The organism is Ruegeria sp. CI8, from assembly GCF_056536865.1.
Map to the genome: position 1 here is coordinate 144,858 of NZ_JBQFQL010000004.1, position 19,285 is coordinate 164,142.

20 protein-coding genes are annotated in these 19,285 nt (G+C 62.9%); 15 read left to right on the forward strand and 5 right to left on the reverse strand.

Annotated elements, in window-relative coordinates; translation table 11 throughout:
- Positions 1-15: 15 nt before the first annotated feature.
- Entirely contained in the window at positions 16-1,110 is a 1,095-nt protein-coding gene (locus ACR0DA_RS15820; protein WP_480755037.1) for a CaiB/BaiF CoA transferase family protein, read from the reverse strand.
- 185 nt (positions 1,111-1,295) lie between these two features.
- Between ACR0DA_RS15820 and ACR0DA_RS15825 the strand changes: the two genes are divergently transcribed.
- The 8 genes from ACR0DA_RS15825 (at position 1,296) to uvrC (ending at position 9,947) form a co-directional block, all read left to right on the forward strand.
- Positions 1,296-2,570 (forward strand): TAXI family TRAP transporter solute-binding subunit, encoded by a 1,275-nt coding sequence (locus ACR0DA_RS15825; protein ID WP_480754842.1) that lies wholly within the window; start codon positions 1,296-1,298, stop codon positions 2,568-2,570.
- An 85-nt stretch (positions 2,571-2,655) separates the two neighbouring features.
- Entirely contained in the window at positions 2,656-3,180 is a 525-nt protein-coding gene (locus ACR0DA_RS15830; protein WP_170359973.1) for an SRPBCC family protein, read from the forward strand.
- 91 nt (positions 3,181-3,271) lie between these two features.
- Complete coding sequence (locus ACR0DA_RS15835; RefSeq protein WP_170343068.1) at positions 3,272-4,201, forward strand: ABC transporter ATP-binding protein; 930 nt, start codon at positions 3,272-3,274, stop codon at positions 4,199-4,201.
- On the forward strand, positions 4,198-4,959 hold the full coding sequence (locus tag ACR0DA_RS15840) for an ABC transporter permease (RefSeq protein WP_093963579.1): 762 nt from the start codon (positions 4,198-4,200) through the stop codon (positions 4,957-4,959). Before ACR0DA_RS15835 ends, ACR0DA_RS15840 begins: the two co-directional genes overlap by 4 nt.
- A 104-nt stretch (positions 4,960-5,063) precedes the next feature.
- Positions 5,064-5,861 carry a S49 family peptidase gene (locus ACR0DA_RS15845; protein ID WP_170365516.1) on the forward strand — a complete coding sequence of 266 codons (798 nt, stop codon included), beginning with the start codon at positions 5,064-5,066 and terminating at the stop codon, positions 5,859-5,861.
- A 168-nt stretch (positions 5,862-6,029) separates the two neighbouring features.
- The gene (locus ACR0DA_RS15850) at positions 6,030-6,980 is read left to right on the forward strand and encodes a calcium/sodium antiporter (RefSeq protein ID WP_170365514.1); all 951 of its coding nucleotides are present in this window, start codon (positions 6,030-6,032) and stop codon (positions 6,978-6,980) included.
- A gap of 22 nt (positions 6,981-7,002) precedes the next feature.
- Positions 7,003-7,782 carry an SDR family oxidoreductase gene (locus tag ACR0DA_RS15855; RefSeq protein ID WP_480754844.1) on the forward strand — a complete coding sequence of 260 codons (780 nt, stop codon included), beginning with the start codon at positions 7,003-7,005 and terminating at the stop codon, positions 7,780-7,782.
- Between the two features lie 290 nt (positions 7,783-8,072).
- Entirely contained in the window at positions 8,073-9,947 is a 1,875-nt protein-coding gene (gene uvrC / locus ACR0DA_RS15860) for an excinuclease ABC subunit UvrC (RefSeq protein WP_480754846.1), read from the forward strand.
- On the opposite strand, the gene ACR0DA_RS15865 is transcribed toward uvrC, so the two are convergent.
- A complete protein-coding gene (locus tag ACR0DA_RS15865; RefSeq protein ID WP_170359982.1) occupies positions 9,932-10,831 on the reverse strand; it encodes a DMT family transporter in 900 nt (299 codons plus the stop codon). The genes uvrC and ACR0DA_RS15865 overlap by 16 nt on opposite strands.
- A 191-nt stretch (positions 10,832-11,022) precedes the next feature.
- Here ACR0DA_RS15865 and pgsA point away from each other — a divergent pair, with 191 nt between their 5' ends.
- From pgsA to ACR0DA_RS15880, 3 genes are read left to right on the forward strand one after another with little or no spacing between them, the layout of a single operon-like run.
- Positions 11,023-11,691 (forward strand): CDP-diacylglycerol--glycerol-3-phosphate 3-phosphatidyltransferase, encoded by a 669-nt coding sequence (gene pgsA / locus ACR0DA_RS15870; RefSeq protein ID WP_480754848.1) that lies wholly within the window; start codon positions 11,023-11,025, stop codon positions 11,689-11,691.
- 3 nt (positions 11,692-11,694) lie between these two features.
- Positions 11,695-11,940, forward strand: a complete 246-nt coding sequence (gene moaD, locus ACR0DA_RS15875; RefSeq protein WP_170373119.1) for a molybdopterin converting factor subunit 1 — start codon at positions 11,695-11,697, stop codon at positions 11,938-11,940.
- A gap of 4 nt (positions 11,941-11,944) precedes the next feature.
- Positions 11,945-12,388, forward strand: coding sequence for a molybdenum cofactor biosynthesis protein MoaE (locus tag ACR0DA_RS15880; RefSeq protein WP_170373118.1), 444 nt, complete (start codon positions 11,945-11,947; stop codon positions 12,386-12,388).
- Between the two features lie 4 nt (positions 12,389-12,392).
- Here ACR0DA_RS15880 and ACR0DA_RS15885 read toward each other — a convergent pair whose 3' ends face one another.
- From ACR0DA_RS15885 to ubiA, 3 genes are all read right to left on the reverse strand, one after another.
- The gene (locus ACR0DA_RS15885) at positions 12,393-12,713 is read right to left on the reverse strand and encodes a hypothetical protein (RefSeq protein ID WP_093963571.1); all 321 of its coding nucleotides are present in this window, start codon (positions 12,711-12,713) and stop codon (positions 12,393-12,395) included.
- 1 nt (position 12,714) lies between these two features.
- The gene (locus tag ACR0DA_RS15890; protein ID WP_480754850.1) at positions 12,715-14,634 is read right to left on the reverse strand and encodes an OmpA family protein; all 1,920 of its coding nucleotides are present in this window, start codon (positions 14,632-14,634) and stop codon (positions 12,715-12,717) included.
- 65 nt (positions 14,635-14,699) lie between these two features.
- Positions 14,700-15,662 carry a 4-hydroxybenzoate octaprenyltransferase gene (ubiA, locus tag ACR0DA_RS15895; RefSeq protein ID WP_480754852.1) on the reverse strand — a complete coding sequence of 321 codons (963 nt, stop codon included), beginning with the start codon at positions 15,660-15,662 and terminating at the stop codon, positions 14,700-14,702.
- A 12-nt stretch (positions 15,663-15,674) separates the two neighbouring features.
- On the opposite strand from ubiA, the gene ACR0DA_RS15900 reads away from it, so the two are divergent.
- The 4 genes from ACR0DA_RS15900 to ACR0DA_RS15915 all read left to right on the forward strand — a co-directional run bounded on the left by ACR0DA_RS15900 (position 15,675) and on the right by ACR0DA_RS15915 (position 19,220).
- Complete coding sequence (locus ACR0DA_RS15900) at positions 15,675-16,400, forward strand: 16S rRNA (uracil(1498)-N(3))-methyltransferase (protein ID WP_480754854.1); 726 nt, start codon at positions 15,675-15,677, stop codon at positions 16,398-16,400.
- The gene (locus ACR0DA_RS15905) at positions 16,400-17,248 is read left to right on the forward strand and encodes a GNAT family N-acetyltransferase (protein ID WP_480754855.1); all 849 of its coding nucleotides are present in this window, start codon (positions 16,400-16,402) and stop codon (positions 17,246-17,248) included. Before ACR0DA_RS15900 ends, ACR0DA_RS15905 begins: the two co-directional genes overlap by 1 nt.
- A complete protein-coding gene (locus tag ACR0DA_RS15910) occupies positions 17,245-17,772 on the forward strand; it encodes a hypothetical protein (RefSeq protein ID WP_170448580.1) in 528 nt (175 codons plus the stop codon). The genes ACR0DA_RS15905 and ACR0DA_RS15910 overlap by 4 nt, the downstream gene beginning before the upstream one ends.
- A gap of 77 nt (positions 17,773-17,849) precedes the next feature.
- The gene (locus tag ACR0DA_RS15915; protein ID WP_480754858.1) at positions 17,850-19,220 is read left to right on the forward strand and encodes a glutamate--cysteine ligase; all 1,371 of its coding nucleotides are present in this window, start codon (positions 17,850-17,852) and stop codon (positions 19,218-19,220) included.
- Positions 19,221-19,285: the final 65 nt, after the last annotated feature.

Here is a 19,285-nt window from a genome sequence, read left to right on the forward strand (position 1 = left end):
CAGATGAAGGATGTGTCAGGTCTTTTTGAGAGCCTGAAGTTCGTTCAGAATTTCGATCGTGTGTTGGCCGCGGGTCGGGCTGGGTTTCGGCTGCCATTGATGGGCGGAGAAGCGCGGGGCGGCGGCGGCCTGCAGGGTGCCGTCGGCCGCGCGCCAGGTTTGGCGGGCGGTGTTCATCGGATGGGTTGCGGCCTCGTCGGGGCTGAGCACCGGTGCGACGCAGGCGTCTGAGCCTTCGAACAGTTTGGCCCAATGGTCGCGCGGTTTGGTTTCGAAGATTTCCGCCAGGCGCCGGGTCAGGTCTGGCCAGAGCGTGCTGTCATATTGTTGCTGGAACGCCGGGTCTTGGGACAGGCCGAGGATTTCGAGGAATTGGGCATAGAATTTCGGTTCGAGGCATTGGACCGAAACAAAGCCGCCATCCGCGCAAGCGTAGGTGCGGCTCCAATGCGGGCCGTCCAGCAGACTCTGGCCGCGCGTGTCGGACAGGTTGCCGGTCTGGCGCAAGCTCATCAGCAGGCTCATCATATGCGCGGACCCGTCGTAGATGGCGGCGTCGACCACCGTGCCTGTGCCCGTTGCGCGCGCGTTCAGCAGCCCGGCCAGTATGCCGGTGACCAGATACATCGCACCGCCGCCGATATCGCCGACCAGCGTGGCCGGGGTCATCGGTTCGGTGCCGGGTGGTGAGCCGTACCAGAGTGCCCCCGACAGGGCGATGTAGTTCAGATCATGTCCTGCGGTGTCGGAAAGCGGGCTGTCCTGGCCCCAGCCGGTCATGCGGCCATAGACCAGCGCCGGGTTCAGGGCGTGGCAGGCTTCGGGCCCCAGGCCCAGCTTCTCCATCACGCCGGGGCGGAAGCCTTCGATCAACGCATCGGCAGTTGCGATCAGGCGCCGGGCGGTTTCGAGGTCGCCGGGGTCCTTGAGGTCGAGCGCGATCGAGCGCTTGCCCCGGTCCAGCACGGATCGGTCCGGCATGCCGGGTGTGACGGCGCCCCCCTTGCGGTGGATGGTCACGACATCGGCCCCCAGATCCGCCAGCATCATGGCGGCGAACGGGCCGGGGCCAAGACCCTCGATTTCGACAACACGGATTCCGTTCAGCATGAGCAGCACTCCCTCGCGGCGATGCTGGCCGGGGCCCAGCAGGAATGCAAGACCGACCGGCAGCGACGCGGCGTCTGGCATCGGTCTGATCCGGAACGGGAAAAATCAACAAACACATCGGAATACTTGCCAGCTTGGGGCCAGCGGCGTAGCGTGCTGTCCGGGGTGGATCAGCGAGGGGTAGGATGCGTCTTTGGATCACGATCAGTGCCGCCATGGTCTTGGCGGTTCTGGCGGCAATCATCCTTCTGCTGCACCCACCCGGCGACCTGCGCATGGCAGCCGGACCGGCGGGTGGTGCCTATATCGAAGTGGCGCAGGACTATTCCGATATCCTTGCCGAGGATGACATTCGGCTCGAGATCGTCGAAACCGCAGGGTCGGTCGAAAATGCGCGTCTCCTGGAAGACGGGGCTGTGGATGTGGCCTTCTTGCAGGGCGGCATCGAAGTTGACCCGGATCGGGCGCAGGCCATCGGGACGGTGTTTTTCGAGCCGATGATTTTCATGGCGCGCGAGGATGCGTGGATTCCGCCCAATCCCGCGTTATGGCGTGGGTTGAGCATCAACAGCGGTGCGCCCGGGTCCGGCACCGCGGACGCATTCCGCGACTTCGAGCGCGCGGTCGGGCTGGCCCAAGAGGATAACGTGCATGTTGCACTGCCCTATGACCAGGCGGCCGACGCCTTGCTGGACGGAACGTTGGACATCGCCGTCTTTGTTGCGCCGATCGAAGCCCCCTACCTGCTGGCCGCGTACGAGGTGCCGGGACTGAAGGTGCTGAACCTTGAACATGTCGAGGCGATTTCGCGTCGTTTGTCCTATGCCACCGTGGTGACCGTACCGACCGGAGGCATGTCGCTGAACCCGGTTTTACCGCCGCGCCCGGTTGATCTGATCGCTCTCGAGGCGCGACTGGTCGTGCGGCCGGGACTGCATCCGGCGTTGGTCAACCGGCTGACGATGGCGGCGATCGCCCTGCACGAGGCTCAGGGCATCATCAATGACCCCGGGGCCTTTCCGGGGATCGAAGGGACCGCATTGCCTCTCAACAACACCGCGCGGCAGCTGATACTTGAAGGGCCATCCACCTGGCATGATTGGTTGCCCTATTGGGTGGCGGCGCAGGTCAATCGGGTTTTCCTTCTGTTCCTGCCGTTCTTTTTCATTGTCCTACCGCTGGTCCGATTGTTGCCACGCATCTACGCCTATTTCCAACGATGGCGTGTCTGGCAGCACTACCCGGAAATTCGTCTGATCGAACAGGACCTGGCCGACAACCCTTCCGCGGAAGACCTCGCGCGGATGCAAGGCCAATTGCAGGTGCTGGACGAAAAGCTGGCGGACCTACGGCTGCCAGCGGCCTACCGGCAAGGGCAGTATGATGCCCGTCTGCATCTGGAACTGGTGCAGAAACGGATTGCCGACATGCGGGCTCAGGATTCCGGGGGCGGCGGATAATGTGTGGAACACGGTTGCCGCAACGGCAGTTCGTGGATAGGTCTTTGGTCGAATATCAGACATTTCAAAAAAGGGGAGTGGTCCCATGCAAATGAGTGACACGCGTGAAATTCAGGCGGCGCCGTCCGATGTCTATGCGGCCCTGCTGGACCCCGAGGTGCTGAAAGCCTGCGTGCCCGGTGCGCAAGAGGTTTCGGGCAATCCGACGGACGGTTACGAGGCGACCGTGGTGCAGAAGGTCGGGCCGGTAAAGGCCACGTTCAAAGGCACCGTCACGATGTCCGACATGGTTGAGGGTCAAAGCCTGACCATCGCCGGTGAGGGCAAAGGCGGGGCGGCGGGTTTTGCAAAGGGCAGCGCCAGTGTCACGTTCAGCGCCAGTGACAGCGGTGGAACGGTTCTGGCCTATGACGTGGATGCCAAGGTTGGCGGAAAGCTGGCGCAGCTAGGCAGCCGTTTGATCGACGGCTTTGCCAAAAAGATGGCTGACCAGTTCTTCTCGAACCTTCAGCAGCATTTCGAAGGCCCTGCAGAGCCGGAAGAGGGCGGCGAAGACACTCCCGAAGGGGAAAAGAAAGGCTGGCTGGGTCGCCTGACCGGGCGCGAGTGAAACCTGCGTTTGCGCGCAGAGGACTGTGCGGATTTGGTCTGTTCGGCAATCCTTTGGCGCGATACTGTCCCGGCCAGAACTGGGAAAACGCATGACGACAATTCTTTCGATCAAGGATCTGCGCAAAACCTATGCCGGCGGGTTCGAAGCGCTGAAAGGCGTATCGCTGGACATCGAAGAGGGCGAGATCCTGGCCCTGCTCGGCCCGAACGGGGCGGGAAAGACAACCCTGATCTCGACGGTTTGCGGGATTACCACGCCCACGTCTGGGACCGTCACAGTAGGGGGGCACGACATCCTCACGGACTTTCGTGCAGCCCGGCGCATGATCGGCCTCGTGCCGCAGGAAATTGCGCTGGAGCCGTTCGAGAAGGTCTGGAACACCGTACGGTTTTCGCGCGGTCTGTTCGGCTATGGGCAGGACAGTGCCCGGATCGAAGAGATCCTGCGCAAGCTGTCGCTGTGGGACAAGCGCAAGAACGCGATCAAGGAACTGTCGGGCGGCATGAAGCGGCGGGTGCTGATCGCCAAGGCGCTGGCGCACGAGCCGCGGGTGCTGTTTCTGGATGAACCCACCGCCGGTGTGGATGTCGAACTGCGCAAGGACATGTGGGCCATCGTCGACGAGTTGAAGGCTGCCGGTGTCACCATCATTCTGACCACCCACTACATCGAAGAGGCCGAAGCCATCGCCGACCGGATTGGTGTGATCGACAAGGGCGAACTGATGCTGGTGCAGGACAAAAACACCTTGATGGCGCAGATGGGCAAGAAGCAGATCGAGGTCATGCTGACCCGCACGATCTCGGACATTCCCGGCAGTCTGGCCCACCACAATCTGGTGCTGAACGGGCAGGGCGATGCGCTGATCTATACCTACGACACCAATGCCGATCGCACTGGCATCACCACTTTGCTGAATGACGTGGCCGAGGCGGGGCTGGTGTTGCGTGACGTTCAGACCCGGCAATCGAGCCTGGAAGAGATTTTCGTCAACCTCGTGTCCGGAGATGCCGCATGAACTGGTCCGCCATCGCCGCCATCTACCGGTTCGAAATGGCCCGGTTCTTCCGCACCCTCGCGCAGAGCTTTCTGTCACCGGTTCTGTCGACCTCGCTGTACTTCGTGGTGTTTGGCACTGCCATCGGCAGTCGCATCCAGGAGGTCGAGGGCGTCTCCTACGGCGCCTTCATCGTGCCGGGGCTGATCATGCTGTCGGTGGTGATGCTGTCGATTTCGAACGCGTCCTTTGGCATCTATTTCCCCAAGTTCCTGGGCACGATCTACGAACTGCTCTCGGCTCCGGTGAATTTCATCGAGATCGTGATCGGCTATGTGGGCGCCGCCGCGACCAAGGCGTTGTTCGTGGGATTGGTGATCCTGACCACCGCCACGTTCTTCGTGGACATCCGCATCGAGCACCCCTTCGCGATGGCCGCCTTTCTGATCCTGTCCTGCCTCAGCTTTTCCCTGCTGGGCTTCATCATCGGGATCTGGGCCAGCAATTTCGAACAGATGTCGTTGGTACCGCAGCTGGTTGTGACGCCTCTGATCTTTCTGGGCGGCACGTTCTACTCGATTTCGATGCTGCCGCCGGTGTGGCAGACGATCTCGTTGTTCAACCCGGTGGTCTATTTGATCTCGGGCTTTCGCTGGTCGTTTTACGGGCTTTCGGACGTGCCCATTCTGCTTAGCCTTCTGGCGATCCTGGCCTTTACCGGCTTTTGCCTGGCGGTCATCGGTTGGATCTTCAAAACCGGGTGGCGCATCCGGAGCTAGGGCGTTGCATTTTTGCCGTGGCTGAACAGGATTTTGGTTCACGTCACGTTCATGGCAGGTGGGGTCCCTTGTTTAAGGGGCGGACGCACTCTACATCGGCACCCATGAAACTCAGCCTGCCGTTTCTCAACAAGCAGCCAACCGTGGCTGTCGTTCGCCTGTCCGGAGCCATTGGAATGGCTGGCCGAGCCTCGCTGAACGATGCCTCTTTGGCGCCGGTTCTGGAAAAAGCCTTCCGCAAGGGAAAACCTGCCGCCGTCGCGCTCGAGATTAATTCGCCGGGCGGATCGCCGGTGCAAAGCTCGCTGATCGGTGCGCGGATCCGGCGGTTGGCCGACGAGTTCAAGGTGCCAGTCCATGCTTTTGTCGAGGATGTGGCGGCGTCGGGTGGTTATTGGCTTGCGGCTTCGGCGGACGAGATCTGGGCGGATGACAGCTCGGTTCTGGGGTCGATCGGGGTCATCTCTTCGGGGTTCGGAGCCCATGTGTTTCTGGCCCGGCAAGGGATCGAGCGGCGCGTGCACACCGCCGGGAAATCCAAATCGATGCTGGACCCGTTCTCTCCGGAGAAAGAAGAGGATGTCGCGCGTCTCAAGGGGCTGTTGGAGGACATCCACCAGAATTTCATTGCCTATGTGAAAGCTCGGCGCGGCAGTCGTCTGGACGAGGCCGCCGATCTGTTTACCGGTGAAATCTGGCTGGCGCGGCGTGCGCATGAACTTGGGCTGATCGACGGCATCGCGCATCTCAAGCCAAAGATGCAGGAAGTGTTTGGCGACAAGGTCAAATTCCGGCGCTACGGGTTGCGCCGACCGATCTGGTCGCGGTTCGGAACGGACATGGCGCAGGATGCCATTTCCCTGCTTGAGGAGCGCGCGGCCTACGCGCGCTTTGGTATGTGACGTGATCGTCAAGGTCGTCATTCTGTTTCTGGTTGCCATGGGGGTCCTGGCGATGTTCGGAAAGCTGCGCTTTCCCGGTCAACAGCGATTGAATTCCGCGAAATGTCCGCGCTGCGGTCGGTTCCGGATCGGCAAGGGCCCCTGCAAATGTGAGCAAGGAGGGCGTCGATGACGGCCTGGCTGCTTTCCGGTCTTGGCTTGTTGATCCTGCTGTTGGCCGGTGACGCGCTGGTGCGGGGTGCGGTGAATCTCAGCCTGCGTCTGGGTGTTCCTGCCTTGATCGTCAGCCTGACGATCGTGGCCTTCGGCACCTCGGCGCCTGAGCTTCTGATTGCCATCAAGGCCATCGAGGAAAATGCGCCCGGTATCGCGCTGGGCAATGTCGTCGGTTCGAACACGGCCAACATCCTTCTGGTCTTGGGTTTGCCGGCCTTGCTGGCAACGATCCACAGCAGCGAATGCAACACGCGCAGAAACTACATCTTCATGTTGCTGGCCTCGGTTCTGTTCATCGGTTTGGCCTTTTGCGGGGAATTCAACCTGTTCAGCGGGGCAATCCTGCTGGCGGGATTGGCTCTGATCCTGCTCAACGCCTTCCGAGAAGCGCACGCGCATCGCAACTCCTGCTCGGAAGAGCAGGACCTGGAAGCGCTGGAAGAGGCCGACCCGGACATGCCGTACTGGAAGGTGTCGCTGTATCTGGTGCTGGGGCTGATTGGCCTGCCGATGGGCGCGCATCTGCTGGTCGACAACGCGACCATCATTGCGCGGACCTACGGGGTCAGTGAAACGGTGATCGGGCTGACGCTGGTCGCGGTCGGAACCTCGCTTCCCGAACTGGCGACCACCGTCATGGCCGCGTTGCGCCGGCAGGCCGATGTTGCTCTGGGCAACGTCATCGGTTCGAACATGTTCAACCTTCTGGGCATTGTCGGTATCGCCACGCTGTTCGGGCGCATCCCCGTGGACCCCGAATTCCTGCAATTCGATCTTTGGGTCATGCTGGGCTCGTCCCTGCTGCTGATCCCGTTCGTCTTCTTCAAGCAAGACATCACCCGGGTCTGGGGGTTCATCTTGACGCTGCTTTACGTCACATACGTCGTGATCCTGTTGGCCTGATCTGACTGAAAGGAGCCCCTACATGACCCGAGCACTGGTGACCGGCGCCGGCATTCGACTGGGGCGGGCCATGGCGTTGTACCTGGCGAAACGTGACATGGATGTTGCCGTACACCACGCAACCTCGGGCGCAGCCGCCGCCGAGACCGTGTCCGAGATCCAGTCGATGGGCCGCAATGCCGTGGCGCTGCAGGCCGATCTGCTGGACGAGGATCAGGTGCAGACCCTTTTGCCGCGCGCGGCCGAGGCGCTGGGCGGTCCGATCACCTGTCTGGTCAACAATGCGTCGATCTTCGAATACGACAACATCCGGACTGCCACCCGGCAAAGCTGGGATCGCCACATGGACAGCAACCTGCGCGCGCCCTTCGTGCTGACGCAGGCCATGGCAAGCCAGGGTCTGGAACCCGAGATGGATGAGAATGACGAACCCGTCGCGACCGGCTTGATCGTGAATATGGTCGATATGCGGGTGCGCAAACTGACGCCTGAGTTCATGTCCTACACCATCGCCAAGATGGGGCTATGGGCATTGACCCGGACGGCGGCCCAGGCACTGACGCCGGCCATTCGCGTCAATGCCATTGGGCCGGGTCCAACCCTGCAGGGACATCGGCAAAGTCCCCAGCACTTCAAGACCCAACGCGAAAACACGGTCCTGGAACGCGGTGCAAACCCCTCGGATATCAACGCGGCTCTTGGGTATTTTCTGGACGCCCATGCGGTCACGGGCCAGCTTTTGTGCGTTGATGGCGGCCAGCATCTGGGCTGGCAAACGCCTGATGTAGTGGGCCTTGAATAGGTATTGCCCCTGCAAGTTTTGCACCGCTCTCGATCCTGTTACAGGTTCGTTACAAAAATGTCTTTTTTTTCATACACTTGTAAAGCGAGAATAAAAATATCGTTTAGAATCAATGCATTGAATTTGTGCCTATTTATTGTGCAACGCAGTGAAAACACAAGGATTCAAGGAAAAATCACGGTGCAGGGAAAGTTGTCCGCACAGTTATCCACAAGAATCGTGGATTTGTTTTCTCTTGATCTGAGGCGCGCAAGATTGCAGCCACGGTCAGAGAATCGTATCTCTCTCTCATGACCGCCGACAGCGCCCCTCAATCCCAGCCTCAGCCGACCGGCTATGCCTGCATCCAGAAATACGTGAAGACGCTGGACAGTTCGCCGGGTGTCTATCGGATGCTGGATGCGGACAGCCGGGTTCTGTATGTCGGCAAGGCGCGCAACCTGCGGGCCCGGGTGTCGAACTACACCCGTCCGGGACATTCCGGCCGGATCGAGCGGATGATCGCCTCGACCGCGTCGATGATGTTCCTGACCACTCGGACCGAGACCGAGGCGCTGCTGCTGGAGCAGAACCTGATCAAGCAGCTCAAGCCCAAGTACAACGTGCTGCTGCGCGACGACAAAAGCTTTCCCAACATTCTGGTGGCCAAGGACCATCCATTTCCGCAGATCAAGAAGCATCGTGGGGCCAAGAAAGACAAAGGTGCCTATTTCGGCCCCTTCGCCAGTGCGGGCGCGGTGAACCGCACGCTGAACCAGCTGCAGAAGGCGTTTCTGCTGCGCAACTGCTCGGATTCGATGTTCGACAGTCGCACCCGGCCCTGCCTGCTCTATCAGATCAAGCGCTGCTCGGGGCCGTGCGTGGGCATGATTTCGCAGGCCGACTATGCCGAAAGCGTGCGCGACGCCGAGCGGTTCCTGTCCGGACGCTCGACCCGAATCCAAGAGGAACTGGCCGCGCAGATGCAGGAGGCTTCGGACGCGATGGAGTTCGAGCGCGCCGCCGCCCTGCGCGACCGGATCCGCGCGCTGACGCAGGTGCAGACGGCGCAGGGCATCAACCCGCGGGGGGTGGCCGAAGCGGATGTGATCGGCCTCTACATGGACAGCGGTCAGGCCTGCGTTCAGGTGTTCTTCATCCGCGCCAACCAGAACTGGGGCAACCGCGATTTCTATCCGCGGGTCGGGCCCGACGTCTCGCCGGCCGAGGTGATGGAGGCCTTTCTGGGCCAGTTCTATGACAACAAGGAACCGCCGCGCCAACTGATCCTGTCGGACGCGATCGAGAACGCGGACCTGATGCAGCAAGCCCTGTCGGAAAAGGCCGGTCGCAAGGTCGAGATATTGGTGCCGCAGCGGGGCGAAAAGCTCGAGCTGGTCTCGGGCGCGCTGCGAAACGCGCGCGAGGCGCTGGCGCGCCGCATGTCGGAAAGCGCGACGCAGGCCAAGCTGCTGCGCGGCCTGGCCGAGGCCTTTGATCTGGACGCGCCGCCGAACCGGATCGAGGTCTATGACAACTCGCATATCCAGGGCACCGACGCAGTGGGCGCGATGATCGTGGCCGGGCCCGAGGGGTTCATGAAGAACGCCTACCGCAAGTTCAACATTCGCGGCGACGACCTGACGCCGGGCGACGATTTCGGCATGATGAAAGAGGTGCTGACCCGCCGCTTTACCCGCCTGCTGAAAGAGGACCCCGACCGCGACAAGGGCCTGTGGCCCGACCTGTTGCTGATCGACGGGGGTGCGGGGCAGGTGAGCGCCGTGCACGAGATCATGCAGGCACACGGGGTCGAGGACATCCCGATGGTCGGTGTGGCCAAGGGCGTCGATCGGGACCACGGCAAGGAAGAGTTCCACCGCATCGGCCAGCGCCCCTTTGCCCTGAAGCGTAACGACCCGGTGCTGTATTTTATTCAGCGGCTACGGGACGAGGCGCACCGCTTTGCCATCGGTACCCACCGCGCCAAACGGGCCAAGGCGATGGGAGCGACGCCTCTGGATGAAATCCCCGGCGTAGGCGCGTCCCGCAAACGCGCCCTGCTGGCGCATTTCGGCAGCGCAAAGGCGGTCAGCCGTGCCAATCTGGCGGATCTGAAGGCCGTGGACGGGATCTCGGCCGGTCTGGCGCAGAAGGTCTATGATTTCTTTCACGAAAAGGGCTGAGGCCGCTGGCGCCCGCGCCACAGGATGTAAAGCCCCGAGGCCACGATCAGCGCGCTGCCCAGCCACATGGTCTGGTCCAGATGCTCGTCGAATATCAGTACGCCCAGCCCGATGCCGAACAGAAGGCGGGTATAGCGAAACGGAGTTACGGCCGACACTTCACCCGTCCGCATGGCCAGCATCAGCGAAGAATAGGCCACCGCGCCCATCACCACGGCTCCAGTCAGGTGCAGGGCGGCTCGGGCGTCCACCGGCACCGCGGCGGCGCCTTCGAAAGCCCGGTACAGTCCACCGGCGACGACAATTGACAGAAAGCCATAAAACCCAAGAACGGTGGTGCCCAACGTGGCGGGGGCGGCGCGGCTGGCCAGATCGCGGCCGGCAAAGCCCAGCATTCCCAGTACCGCAAGAATGGACAGGGCCGAGAAACTGTCTCCGGTCGGCTGGATGATGATCACCACTCCGATCAGTCCGACCAGAATGGCACTCCAGCGCCGCCAGCCGACGGTTTCCCCGAAAAACAGCGCGGCACCCGCTACCACGACCAGCGGCGTGGCCTGCAGGATCACTGTGGCCGAGGACAGCGGCGTCAGGGCGATGGCCAGCACATAGAACAGGCGGCCGAAGACTTCGAACAGCACTCGGATCTTCATCGGCTTGGACAGGACATCGGGGTGCAGCAACCGCCGCCCCTGAATCAACGCGACCCCGGCGAAAATCAACGCCCCGCCCAGTCCGAACAGCACCAGAACCTGCCAGATGGGCAGCACCTTGGCGGCACTTTTCAACAGCGCGTCCTCCAGGGCGAACCCGGCCATGGCCGCGATCATCCAGGCGCTGCCGATCAGATTGGCGCGCGCATCGGTTCTGATATGTGAGGTCACGGGGCGGATCTTTCCTGATGTGCCGATACCCGCGCAACCTGACCCGTTCTTCGCGCCGCGCCAAGGGGGAAACGGTCGTCGATCCTCCGCCTGCGACGGTCTGACCTGTCGTGGTCCAAACACCTGTGTTCTTGGCAGTTTTTTATTGTGCCGTCTTTTCTGTTCCCGGCCATGGTTGTAGGGTCCAGCGCATGAAGTGGAACCTGCCGAATATTCTGACTTTGCTGCGCCTACTGGCCGCGCCCGGCCTGGCGGTGATGTTTCTGTATTTCACACGGCCCTACGCGGATTGGTTCGCGCTGATCCTGTTCCTGTCGGCGGCCATAACCGATTGGTTCGACGGCTATCTGGCGCGCGCGTGGAAGCAGGAAACCAAGATGGGTGCAATGCTGGACCCGATCGCCGACAAGGCGATGGTGGTGATCGCGCTGATGATCTTGGTCGGCTATTCGACCGAGCACTGGACGCCCTGGCTGGTGCTGCCCGCCACCGTGATCCTGTTCCGCGAGGTCTTCGTCTCGGGCCTGCGCGAGTATCTGGGCGACGTGGCTGGAACGCTCAAGGTCACCAAGCTGGCCAAATGGAAGACGACCGCGCAGATGGTGGCGATCGCCGTGCTGTTTTCGCAGGGCATATTCGAGCACTATTTCGTCATGTCCACCTTCGGCATGGATGCCGCGCTGATCGACCAGATCCTGTCGGGCCAGGTCGAGGACATCTCGGGCCTGCAATGGAAGCTGTATGGCATGTTCTGGTCGGGCCGCATCGGCTTGTGGCTGCTGTGGATTGCGGCGACGCTGACATTGATCACCGGCTACGACTACCTACGTAAAGCTATGCCCCATCTGAAGGAGGGCTGACGCATGGATGTCCTGTATTTCGCCTGGGTCCGCGAGCGGATCGGCGTGCCAAAGGAAAAGGTCGAAACCACTGCGGCCACGGTCTCCGATCTGGTGGCGGAACTCAGCGCCCGCGAAGACCGCTATGCCGCGGCCTTTGCCGACATCTCCGCCCTGCGGGTCGCGCTGGATCAGGAGCTGTCGGATTTCGACGCGCCCCTGGCCGACGTCCGCGAAGTGGCCTTTTTCCCGCCCATGACCGGCGGATAAGGCAATGCGGATCTCCGTCCAGCAAGAGCCGTTCGATCTGGGGGCCGAGGCCAATGCCTTTGCCGCAGGTGACACGGCCAATGGCGCCATCGTCACCTTTACCGGTGTCGTGCGAGATCTGGCGCAGACCGATCTGGCCTGCATGGAGATCGAGCATTATCCCGGCATGACCGAACGCGCCATCGCCAAGATCGCCGAGGAAGCCAAGAGCCGGTGGTCGCTGGGTGACGTGCTGGTGATCCATCGCCATGGGCGGCTGGCCCCAGGTGACCGGATCATGATGGTCGCAACGGCAGCCCCGCACCGCAAAGATGCGTTCGAGGCCGCTGAATACCTGATGGATTACCTGAAATCCCGCGCCCCGTTCTGGAAGAAGGAAATCACAGGTTTGGGCGCGGAGTGGGTTGCCGCCAAGGACGAGGACGAGGACGCGCTGTCGCGCTGGTAGGCGCTCAGTCGGCGTTGTTGATCCGGCCGCGCAATTCCTCGGCTTCCTGACGGGCGGCGCGCAGCCCGTCCATAGCCGCGGCCAGCTCGGCCTCGGTTTGGGTCAGCTGGTTGGTCAGCTCGGCCTCGCGCTGCTGCAGATAGGTGATCGCCTGATCACGGGTTTCCTCGGCCTCGTGCAGCTCCTGGCTCATGCGGTCCAGATCGGCCACGTCGGATTGGCGCACGCGCGACAGGCGGTGCACAAGCCAGTTGGCGAACCAGCCCATGCAGAAGGCGGCGAACAGGATGACGGCGGTGGCGATGATGAATTCGGTTCTGTTCAACTTACTGGTCCCCTGCATCCGTTTCGGATGCTTCTTCTTCTGTTGGCGCAGGTTCGGTTGCGCTTGTCTGGGTCTCCAATGCTTCCAGACCGGTTTCCTGATTGGCGACCGGCTCGGGCCGGATCAGGCGAAATTCGATGCGCCGGTTTTTCTCGCGCCCGTCTTCGGTGTCATTGTCTGCAATGGGCTGCGTCTCACCATATCCTGCGGCCGAGTAGCTTTTGGTCGGCACCCGGCGAGCGCGCAATTCGTTAAGGATGGACTGGGCGCGTGACTGGCTCAGCTGCTGGTTCATCTCTTCACGGCCCTGGCTGTCGGTATGACCCTGGATTTCAATCCGGATCGGTCCGCATTCGCGCAGGATCTCGGCAATCTGGTTCAGACTGTCGCGGGACTCTGATGAAACCGTAGCCGACCCGGGCTCGAACGTGATCTTGCGGGTTTCCTGAACCTCGGCGATGCGACTTTCGCACTGCTCTGGGTCTGGCAGCGCGTCTTCGGGTTCGGGCGGGGGCTGATAGGTGATCGACAGGTCAAAGTCCTGCGCATCGCCCAGCTTGTCGGACAGCAGGCCCGCGATCTGTGCCTTGGCGTCTTCATCATGGCTGACGCCTGTCAACTCGACCTTGTCAGGCGTTACGGTCAGCACGCCGTTGTTCAGCCAGGACAGGGATTCCAGCCCCGCCAGAACGCGCACGGGCCAGTCCTGCGGCATCTGGTCGACCACGCGGGCGGCACTGTGAACCTGATCGAATCCGAAGGCAGCCCGGGCGTAGCTGTCGATCATGTCGCGCTGCAAATCGTCGCCCAGACGGCCGCGCAGTTGTACCAGACCTTCCGGGCTGCGGGTGGCGGTGAATTCCACAGGTCCGGCTTGTTCATTGTTTTCTGGTTCGGGCAGAACCGCGTGCAGGGCGAACACTTCGGGCAGGGCGTTTTCCAACTCACCCACGACCTTGTCGAAGGTGGCCGGGCTGGTGTTCGGTTCAGCAATCAGCGTGATGTCGGCATCCGACATCGTGACCGATCCTTGCCCGATCTCGGACAGAGCCCGGATACTCAGTTCAGCGGCCTGCGCCCATCGGGGCGATGGCACACCCAGGCCGATCGTGCAGGTATAGGGCCCTGAAAGCCCGGCATCCTGCGCGGCCGCTACAATGGTGTCGCGCGCTTTTTCATCCTGTGCCGAACAGGCGTCGAACTGGCCGCCCTCCTCCGAAATCAGGTAGCGCAGGGTGAACGGAGTGATCACCGGGCGCGGTGCCGAAATCGCCAGACCGATGCGCAAGCTGGGCGGCGCGGCGCGTGTCAGCTCTTGTTCCAGCCGTTCTTTTTCCTGCTGGCTGTCAGCGATGGCAGTGATCTTGACCAGGTCGGGGCTGGCGGAAACCTTGGCTCGCGGCAGCTTGGACAGGGCAAGGATGGCATAGGAAATCGCGTCGTCCCAGCCTTTGGGTTTCTTGTAGTCTGCGGTTTCCAGCAGGTCCGACACCCTTGCCTGCGGGTCCAGCTTCTGCAGCCGGTCCATCAGAGCGTTGCGATCCACGCTGGCCGGAACCAACCCGATCACGGAAATGCCGCTGTCGTTCCGGAGAATTTCGGCCGAGAATTTGGGCGGAGTCAGGTCAGCCGTCGGGGCAATGTCCATCTCGTCGATCACCCGAGAGGTGTCGACCTGTGTACCGGCCGCGGTCAGCGCGTTGAATCGGGTGGCCTCGTCCGGGGCAGTACCGGTCAGCACAACGCGCAGCCCATCCGCCTGCACTTCGGCCCACTCATGGCCCTGCATGCTCAGTGCATTACGAACGGCAGTTTCCGAGGTTTCTTCGATCTTGGTCACCGCGAATCCGGCGGCCAACAGACAGACCCCCGCCGACACGACAAAGATCAGGGCTGATGTCAGGAAATACGGCAAGCGCATGAGCGGTTTCTTATCTCCTCGGGCCATTGGGCGGGACTCTTACAGGCACCGGTACCGAGGTGCAATCAGAGGAGCAATGCGACGCAAAGGAAGATGAGCGGAATAAGGCCGGTGTCCCGGTTGGCGCGAAACAGCTGCAGCAGTTTCGCGTTGTCTTCGATGTCCAGCCCGCGCAGTTGCCAGGCCATGTGCCACCCCATTGCCCAAGGTCCACCGATGGCCACGACCAGCGCCAGCACGCTGGCATTGGGCAGCGCGGCTTCGACGATGGCCAGCCCCATCAGCGCCACGGTCGCCAAAAGAAAATACTTCAGCCATTTCGCGGTGTCGGTCCCGAACAGACGCGCGGTGGACTTGATGCCGATCAGCTCGTCATCCTCGGCGTCCTGGTGGGCATAGATCGTGTCGTAGGATAGCGTCCAGGCGATGCCGGACAAGTATAGCAGGATCGCGGGCCATTCGACCGTGCCGCGATGCGCCGCCCAGGCCAGCAAGGCGCCCCAGTTGAAGGCCAGCCCCAGAAACACCTGCGGCCACCAGGTGAAGCGCTTGGCATAGGGATAGATCGTCACCGGCAGCAGCGACAGGACGCCCATCGCGATGGCCGCCTGGTTGAAGGTCAGCAGGATTGCCAGCGCCAGAAGGCATTGGATGCCCATCCAGATCACCGCCTGCCGCACGCTGACCTGACCCGAGGGGATGGGCCGCGAGCGCGTGCGGGCGACCTTCGCGTCGAACTTGCGGTCGGTGATGTCGTTCCAGGTGCAGCCCGCGCCGCGCATCAGAAAGGCTCCGGCCGCGCACCCCACGGCAATCCACAGATCGCCCCACCGCGGCTGACCGTCATGCAGGATCGCCAGCGCCAGGCCCCACCAGCACGGAATCAGCAGCAGCCACGTCCCGATCGGCCGGTCCGCGCGCGACAGCCGCAGATAGGGGCGGGCAAAGGCCGGGGCGCGGGTATCGACCCAGTTGCCGGTAACGGCGTCGGCGACCTGACCGTCTGGTGTTGGGGCATTGCCTTGCATATGTAGGGTCTCATGAGTGCGAAGATCAGGCTGTATGTAGATCACCCTTTGGGTGCGGGGCAATCGGTTCCTTTGACGCGCGAGCAGGCCCATTACCTGTTCGGCGTGATGCGTCTGGCCGTGGGCAGGCAGGTGGGCCTGTTCAACGGCCGCGATGGCGAGTGGCTGGCGCAGGTGGCCGAGGCGGGCAAACGGGGCGGCGTTCTGAGCTGTGTTGAACGAACCCGGCCACTGCAACTGCCGCCGGACCTGTGGCTGCTGTTTGCTCCGATCAAGAAGGCGCGGACCGATTTCATCGTCGAAAAGGCGGCCGAGATGGGGGCCGCCAAGATCATGCCGGTGCAGACTGCCTTCACCAATTCCGAACGCATCCGCCAGGACCGGCTGCAGGCCCATGCGGTCGAGGCGGCCGAGCAATGCGGCGGCACCTTCGTGCCCGAGGTCTGCGACCTGCAGCGGCTGGACAAGCTGTTGGACAACTGGCCCGACGGCCGCCAACTGATGTTCTGCGATGAGGCCGAAGCCGGGTCGGCCCTGCGCCTGGCCGAACAGGCCAAGAGCCGGCCGTGGGCCATTCTGATCGGCCCGGAGGGCGGGTTCTCCGATGCCGAGCGCCAGCGGTTGAAGGATCTGCCGTTCACGCATGTGGTCAGCCTGGGGCCGCGCATCTTGCGGGCAGACACGGCGGCGGTGGCCGCGATGACCCTGTGGCAGCAGGCGCTAGGGGACTGGTCCTGATGTGGCGGCTGGCGCAGCAACAGGACATTCCGGCGATCGAACGGTTTCTTCTGGACCATGTGCAAAGCTCGATGTTCGCGCTGGCCAACCTGCGAGAGTTTGGCCTGAACGTACCCGCGCCGCGCGCGATGAGCATGTGGATGCTGGGCGACCCGCTGCGCGGCGTGTTCGGCATCACCAACGAAGGCATGATCCTGCCGCAGTGCCCGGATCTGCCCGAGGCCGGCCTGTCCGAGGCAGCGGACCTGATCCGGGGCCGCACGGTCATTGGGTTGGCGGGCGAGGCCACGCAAGCCCGCCGGTTTCTGCGACAGGCCGGATGGCAGGACCGCGCCGCCCGTCTGGACCGGGATGAGCCCTCTTTTGCGCTGGACTTGCGCGACCTGATCGTTCCACCAACGGAAAACGCAAGGCTGGTGCCTCTGTCTGACGGCGACCGCAGCCTGCTGATCCGCTGGCGCGAGGCCTATCACTTGGAATCTTTGGGCACCGACCCGGGCATGGCCCGCGCGGCTGCGCAGAAGGACATCGACGGATATATTCAGCGCGACTCGCACCGGCTGTTGATGGTCGACGGCCACCCCGTCAGCATGACAGGCTTCAATGCCACGTTGCCCGAGATCGTCCAGATCGGCGGCGTGTTCACCCCGCCCCCGCTGCGCGGTCGGGGCTATGCCCGCACCGCCGTTGCCCTGCATCTGGCCGAGGCGCGGGCCGCCGGAGTGCGCAAGGCCGTTCTGTTCGCGGCTTCAAACGCCGCCGTGCGTGCTTATGTTGCTATTGGGTTTGCCCCTGCCGGGACCTTTTCACTGGTCCTGTTCAGCGATCAGATGGAGGCCGCGTCATGAGTTTCATCCGACCCGAAGCCAAACTGGCCCTGTGGCGCTGGCGCGAGGTGCTGGCCGCCGGGTTCGTTCTGATCCTTGGCCTCAGCTGGATCGGCGGTCCGGGCGGGTTGCTGGGCTGGCTGGGCTGGGTGCTTGTGCTGGTCTCGGTCGCGCTGGCCGTGATCGGCGTACAGCGCGCGCGGTTCCGGCTGGGCGCGGGCGGGCCGGGCGTGGTGTCGGTGGATGAAGGGCAGATTGCCTATCTGGGGCCGCTGGAAGGTGGCATCGTCGCCACCCGCGAAATCGAGAGCCTGACTCTGGACCCTACCGCCAGCCCCGCGCATTGGGTGCTGCAGCAGCCCGGCCAGCCGCCGCTTCACATTCCCGTGAATGCCGAGGGCGCCGAGGCGTTGTTCGATGTGTTCTCGGCCCTGCCGGGGCTGCGGACCGAGCGGATGCTGTCGGAACTCAAGGGCGGGGCGTCGCATCCGGTGGTCATCTGGGAACGCCACCCCTCGCGCCCGGCACACATCCGGTTGAATTGACGGTGCATTGACACCGGGGGAGATTGCGACCACCACTGACCCCCACGACTCGACACTTCAGGATCGGAGCACGGTTCATGTCCATTCCTCAGTCCGGCGGCGGGCCGATCGAACGCCACGAACAACTGGCCGAATACCTGGCCGATGGCTGCAAGCCCAAAGGCGAATGGCGCATCGGGACCGAGCACGAAAAATTCGGCTACTGCAAGGACACGCTGAAGCCGCTGCCCTACGAAGGCGAACGCTCGATCCTGGCGGTGCTGCAGGGGCTGCGCGACGGGCATGGCTGGACCCCGGTGGAAGAGGCGGGCAAGCTGATCGGGCTGGAAAAGGACGGGGCCAACGTCTCGTTGGAACCGGGCGGGCAGCTGGAGCTGTCAGGCGCGCCACTGGAGACCATCCACGAGACCTGCGACGAGGTGAACGCACATCTGCGCGACGTGAAGGACATCGCCGACAAGATCGGCGTGGGCTTCATCGGGCTGGGCGCCGCACCGATCTGGAAACACGAAGACATGCCGCTGATGCCCAAGGGCCGGTATGTCCTGATGAATGACTACATGGAAAAGGTCGGCGACATGGGCCGCGCCATGATGCGCCGGACCTGCACGGTTCAGGTCAACATCGATTTCGGGTCCGAGGCGGACATGGTGCAGAAGCTGCGCGTGGCGCTGGCCCTGCAGCCGGTGGCGACCGCGCTGTTTGCCAACTCGCCCTTCTTCGAGGGCAAGCCCAACGGCCACAAAAGCTGGCGCAGCTACATCTGGCGGCATCTGGATGACGCGCGCACCGGCATGCTGCCCTTCGTGTTCGAGGACGGCTTCGGGTTCGAGCGCTACGTGGAATATGCCTTGGATGTGCCGATGTATTTCGTCTATCGCGACGGCAAGTATATCGACGCGCTGGGCATGTCGTTCCGCGATTTCCTGCAGGGCAAGCTGCCCGCGCTGCCGGGCGAGACGCCGACGCTTTCGGATTGGGCCGATCACCTGACCACCGCCTTCCCCGAGGCGCGGATCAAGAAATTCATGGAAATGCGCGGGGCCGACGGTGGCCCGTGGCGCCGTCTGTGTGCGCTGCCCGCCTTCTGGGTGGGGCTGACCTATGACCAGTCCGCGTTGGATGCCGCATGGGATCTGGTCAAGGGCTGGGACGCCGAAACCCGCGAGGGGCTGCGCGTCGCCGCGGCCCGGGACGGGCTGCAGGCGCAGGTCGGCGGTATCAACATGCACGATCTGGCGCGCGAGGTGGTGGCCATCGCCGAGTCCGGCCTGAAGGCGCGGGCGCGGCCGGGTGCAGGCGGGCTGGTCCCGGACGAGACCCATTTCCTGAACGCGCTTAAGGAAAGCATCCAGTCCGGCAAGGTGCCGGCCGACGAGCTGCTGGAGCATTACCACGGCGACTGGCAGGGCGATCTGACGCGGATCTACCCCGAATACAGCTACTGACCGCGACCTGTTGCAATTAGGGGCCTGTTAGCCACATTCCCGGATCGCGCCTTGTTCGGCGGCGG

Excerpts from the sequence above, each read along its gene's own strand:
- ACR0DA_RS15915 (WP_480754858.1), top strand. The coding sequence starts at position 17,850 with ATGTCCATTCCTCAGTCCGGCGGCGGGCCGATCGAACGCCACGAACAA.
- ACR0DA_RS15835 (WP_170343068.1), top strand. The coding sequence starts at position 3,272 with ATGACGACAATTCTTTCGATCAAGGATCTGCGCAAAACCTATGCCGGC.
- moaD (WP_170373119.1), top strand. The coding sequence starts at position 11,695 with ATGGATGTCCTGTATTTCGCCTGGGTCCGCGAGCGGATCGGCGTGCCA.
- ACR0DA_RS15910 (WP_170448580.1), top strand. The coding sequence starts at position 17,245 with ATGAGTTTCATCCGACCCGAAGCCAAACTGGCCCTGTGGCGCTGGCGC.
- ACR0DA_RS15825 (WP_480754842.1), top strand. The coding sequence starts at position 1,296 with ATGCGTCTTTGGATCACGATCAGTGCCGCCATGGTCTTGGCGGTTCTG.
- uvrC (WP_480754846.1), top strand. The coding sequence starts at position 8,073 with ATGACCGCCGACAGCGCCCCTCAATCCCAGCCTCAGCCGACCGGCTAT.
- ubiA (WP_480754852.1), bottom strand. The coding sequence starts at position 15,662 with ATGCAAGGCAATGCCCCAACACCAGACGGTCAGGTCGCCGACGCCGTT.
- pgsA (WP_480754848.1), top strand. The coding sequence starts at position 11,023 with ATGAAGTGGAACCTGCCGAATATTCTGACTTTGCTGCGCCTACTGGCC.
- ACR0DA_RS15845 (WP_170365516.1), top strand. The coding sequence starts at position 5,064 with ATGAAACTCAGCCTGCCGTTTCTCAACAAGCAGCCAACCGTGGCTGTC.
- ACR0DA_RS15820 (WP_480755037.1), bottom strand. The coding sequence starts at position 1,110 with ATGCTGAACGGAATCCGTGTTGTCGAAATCGAGGGTCTTGGCCCCGGC.
- ACR0DA_RS15905 (WP_480754855.1), top strand. The coding sequence starts at position 16,400 with ATGTGGCGGCTGGCGCAGCAACAGGACATTCCGGCGATCGAACGGTTT.
- ACR0DA_RS15880 (WP_170373118.1), top strand. The coding sequence starts at position 11,945 with ATGCGGATCTCCGTCCAGCAAGAGCCGTTCGATCTGGGGGCCGAGGCC.
- ACR0DA_RS15855 (WP_480754844.1), top strand. The coding sequence starts at position 7,003 with ATGACCCGAGCACTGGTGACCGGCGCCGGCATTCGACTGGGGCGGGCC.
- ACR0DA_RS15900 (WP_480754854.1), top strand. The coding sequence starts at position 15,675 with ATGAGTGCGAAGATCAGGCTGTATGTAGATCACCCTTTGGGTGCGGGG.
- ACR0DA_RS15890 (WP_480754850.1), bottom strand. The coding sequence starts at position 14,634 with ATGCGCTTGCCGTATTTCCTGACATCAGCCCTGATCTTTGTCGTGTCG.
- ACR0DA_RS15850 (WP_170365514.1), top strand. The coding sequence starts at position 6,030 with ATGACGGCCTGGCTGCTTTCCGGTCTTGGCTTGTTGATCCTGCTGTTG.
- ACR0DA_RS15840 (WP_093963579.1), top strand. The coding sequence starts at position 4,198 with ATGAACTGGTCCGCCATCGCCGCCATCTACCGGTTCGAAATGGCCCGG.
- ACR0DA_RS15830 (WP_170359973.1), top strand. The coding sequence starts at position 2,656 with ATGCAAATGAGTGACACGCGTGAAATTCAGGCGGCGCCGTCCGATGTC.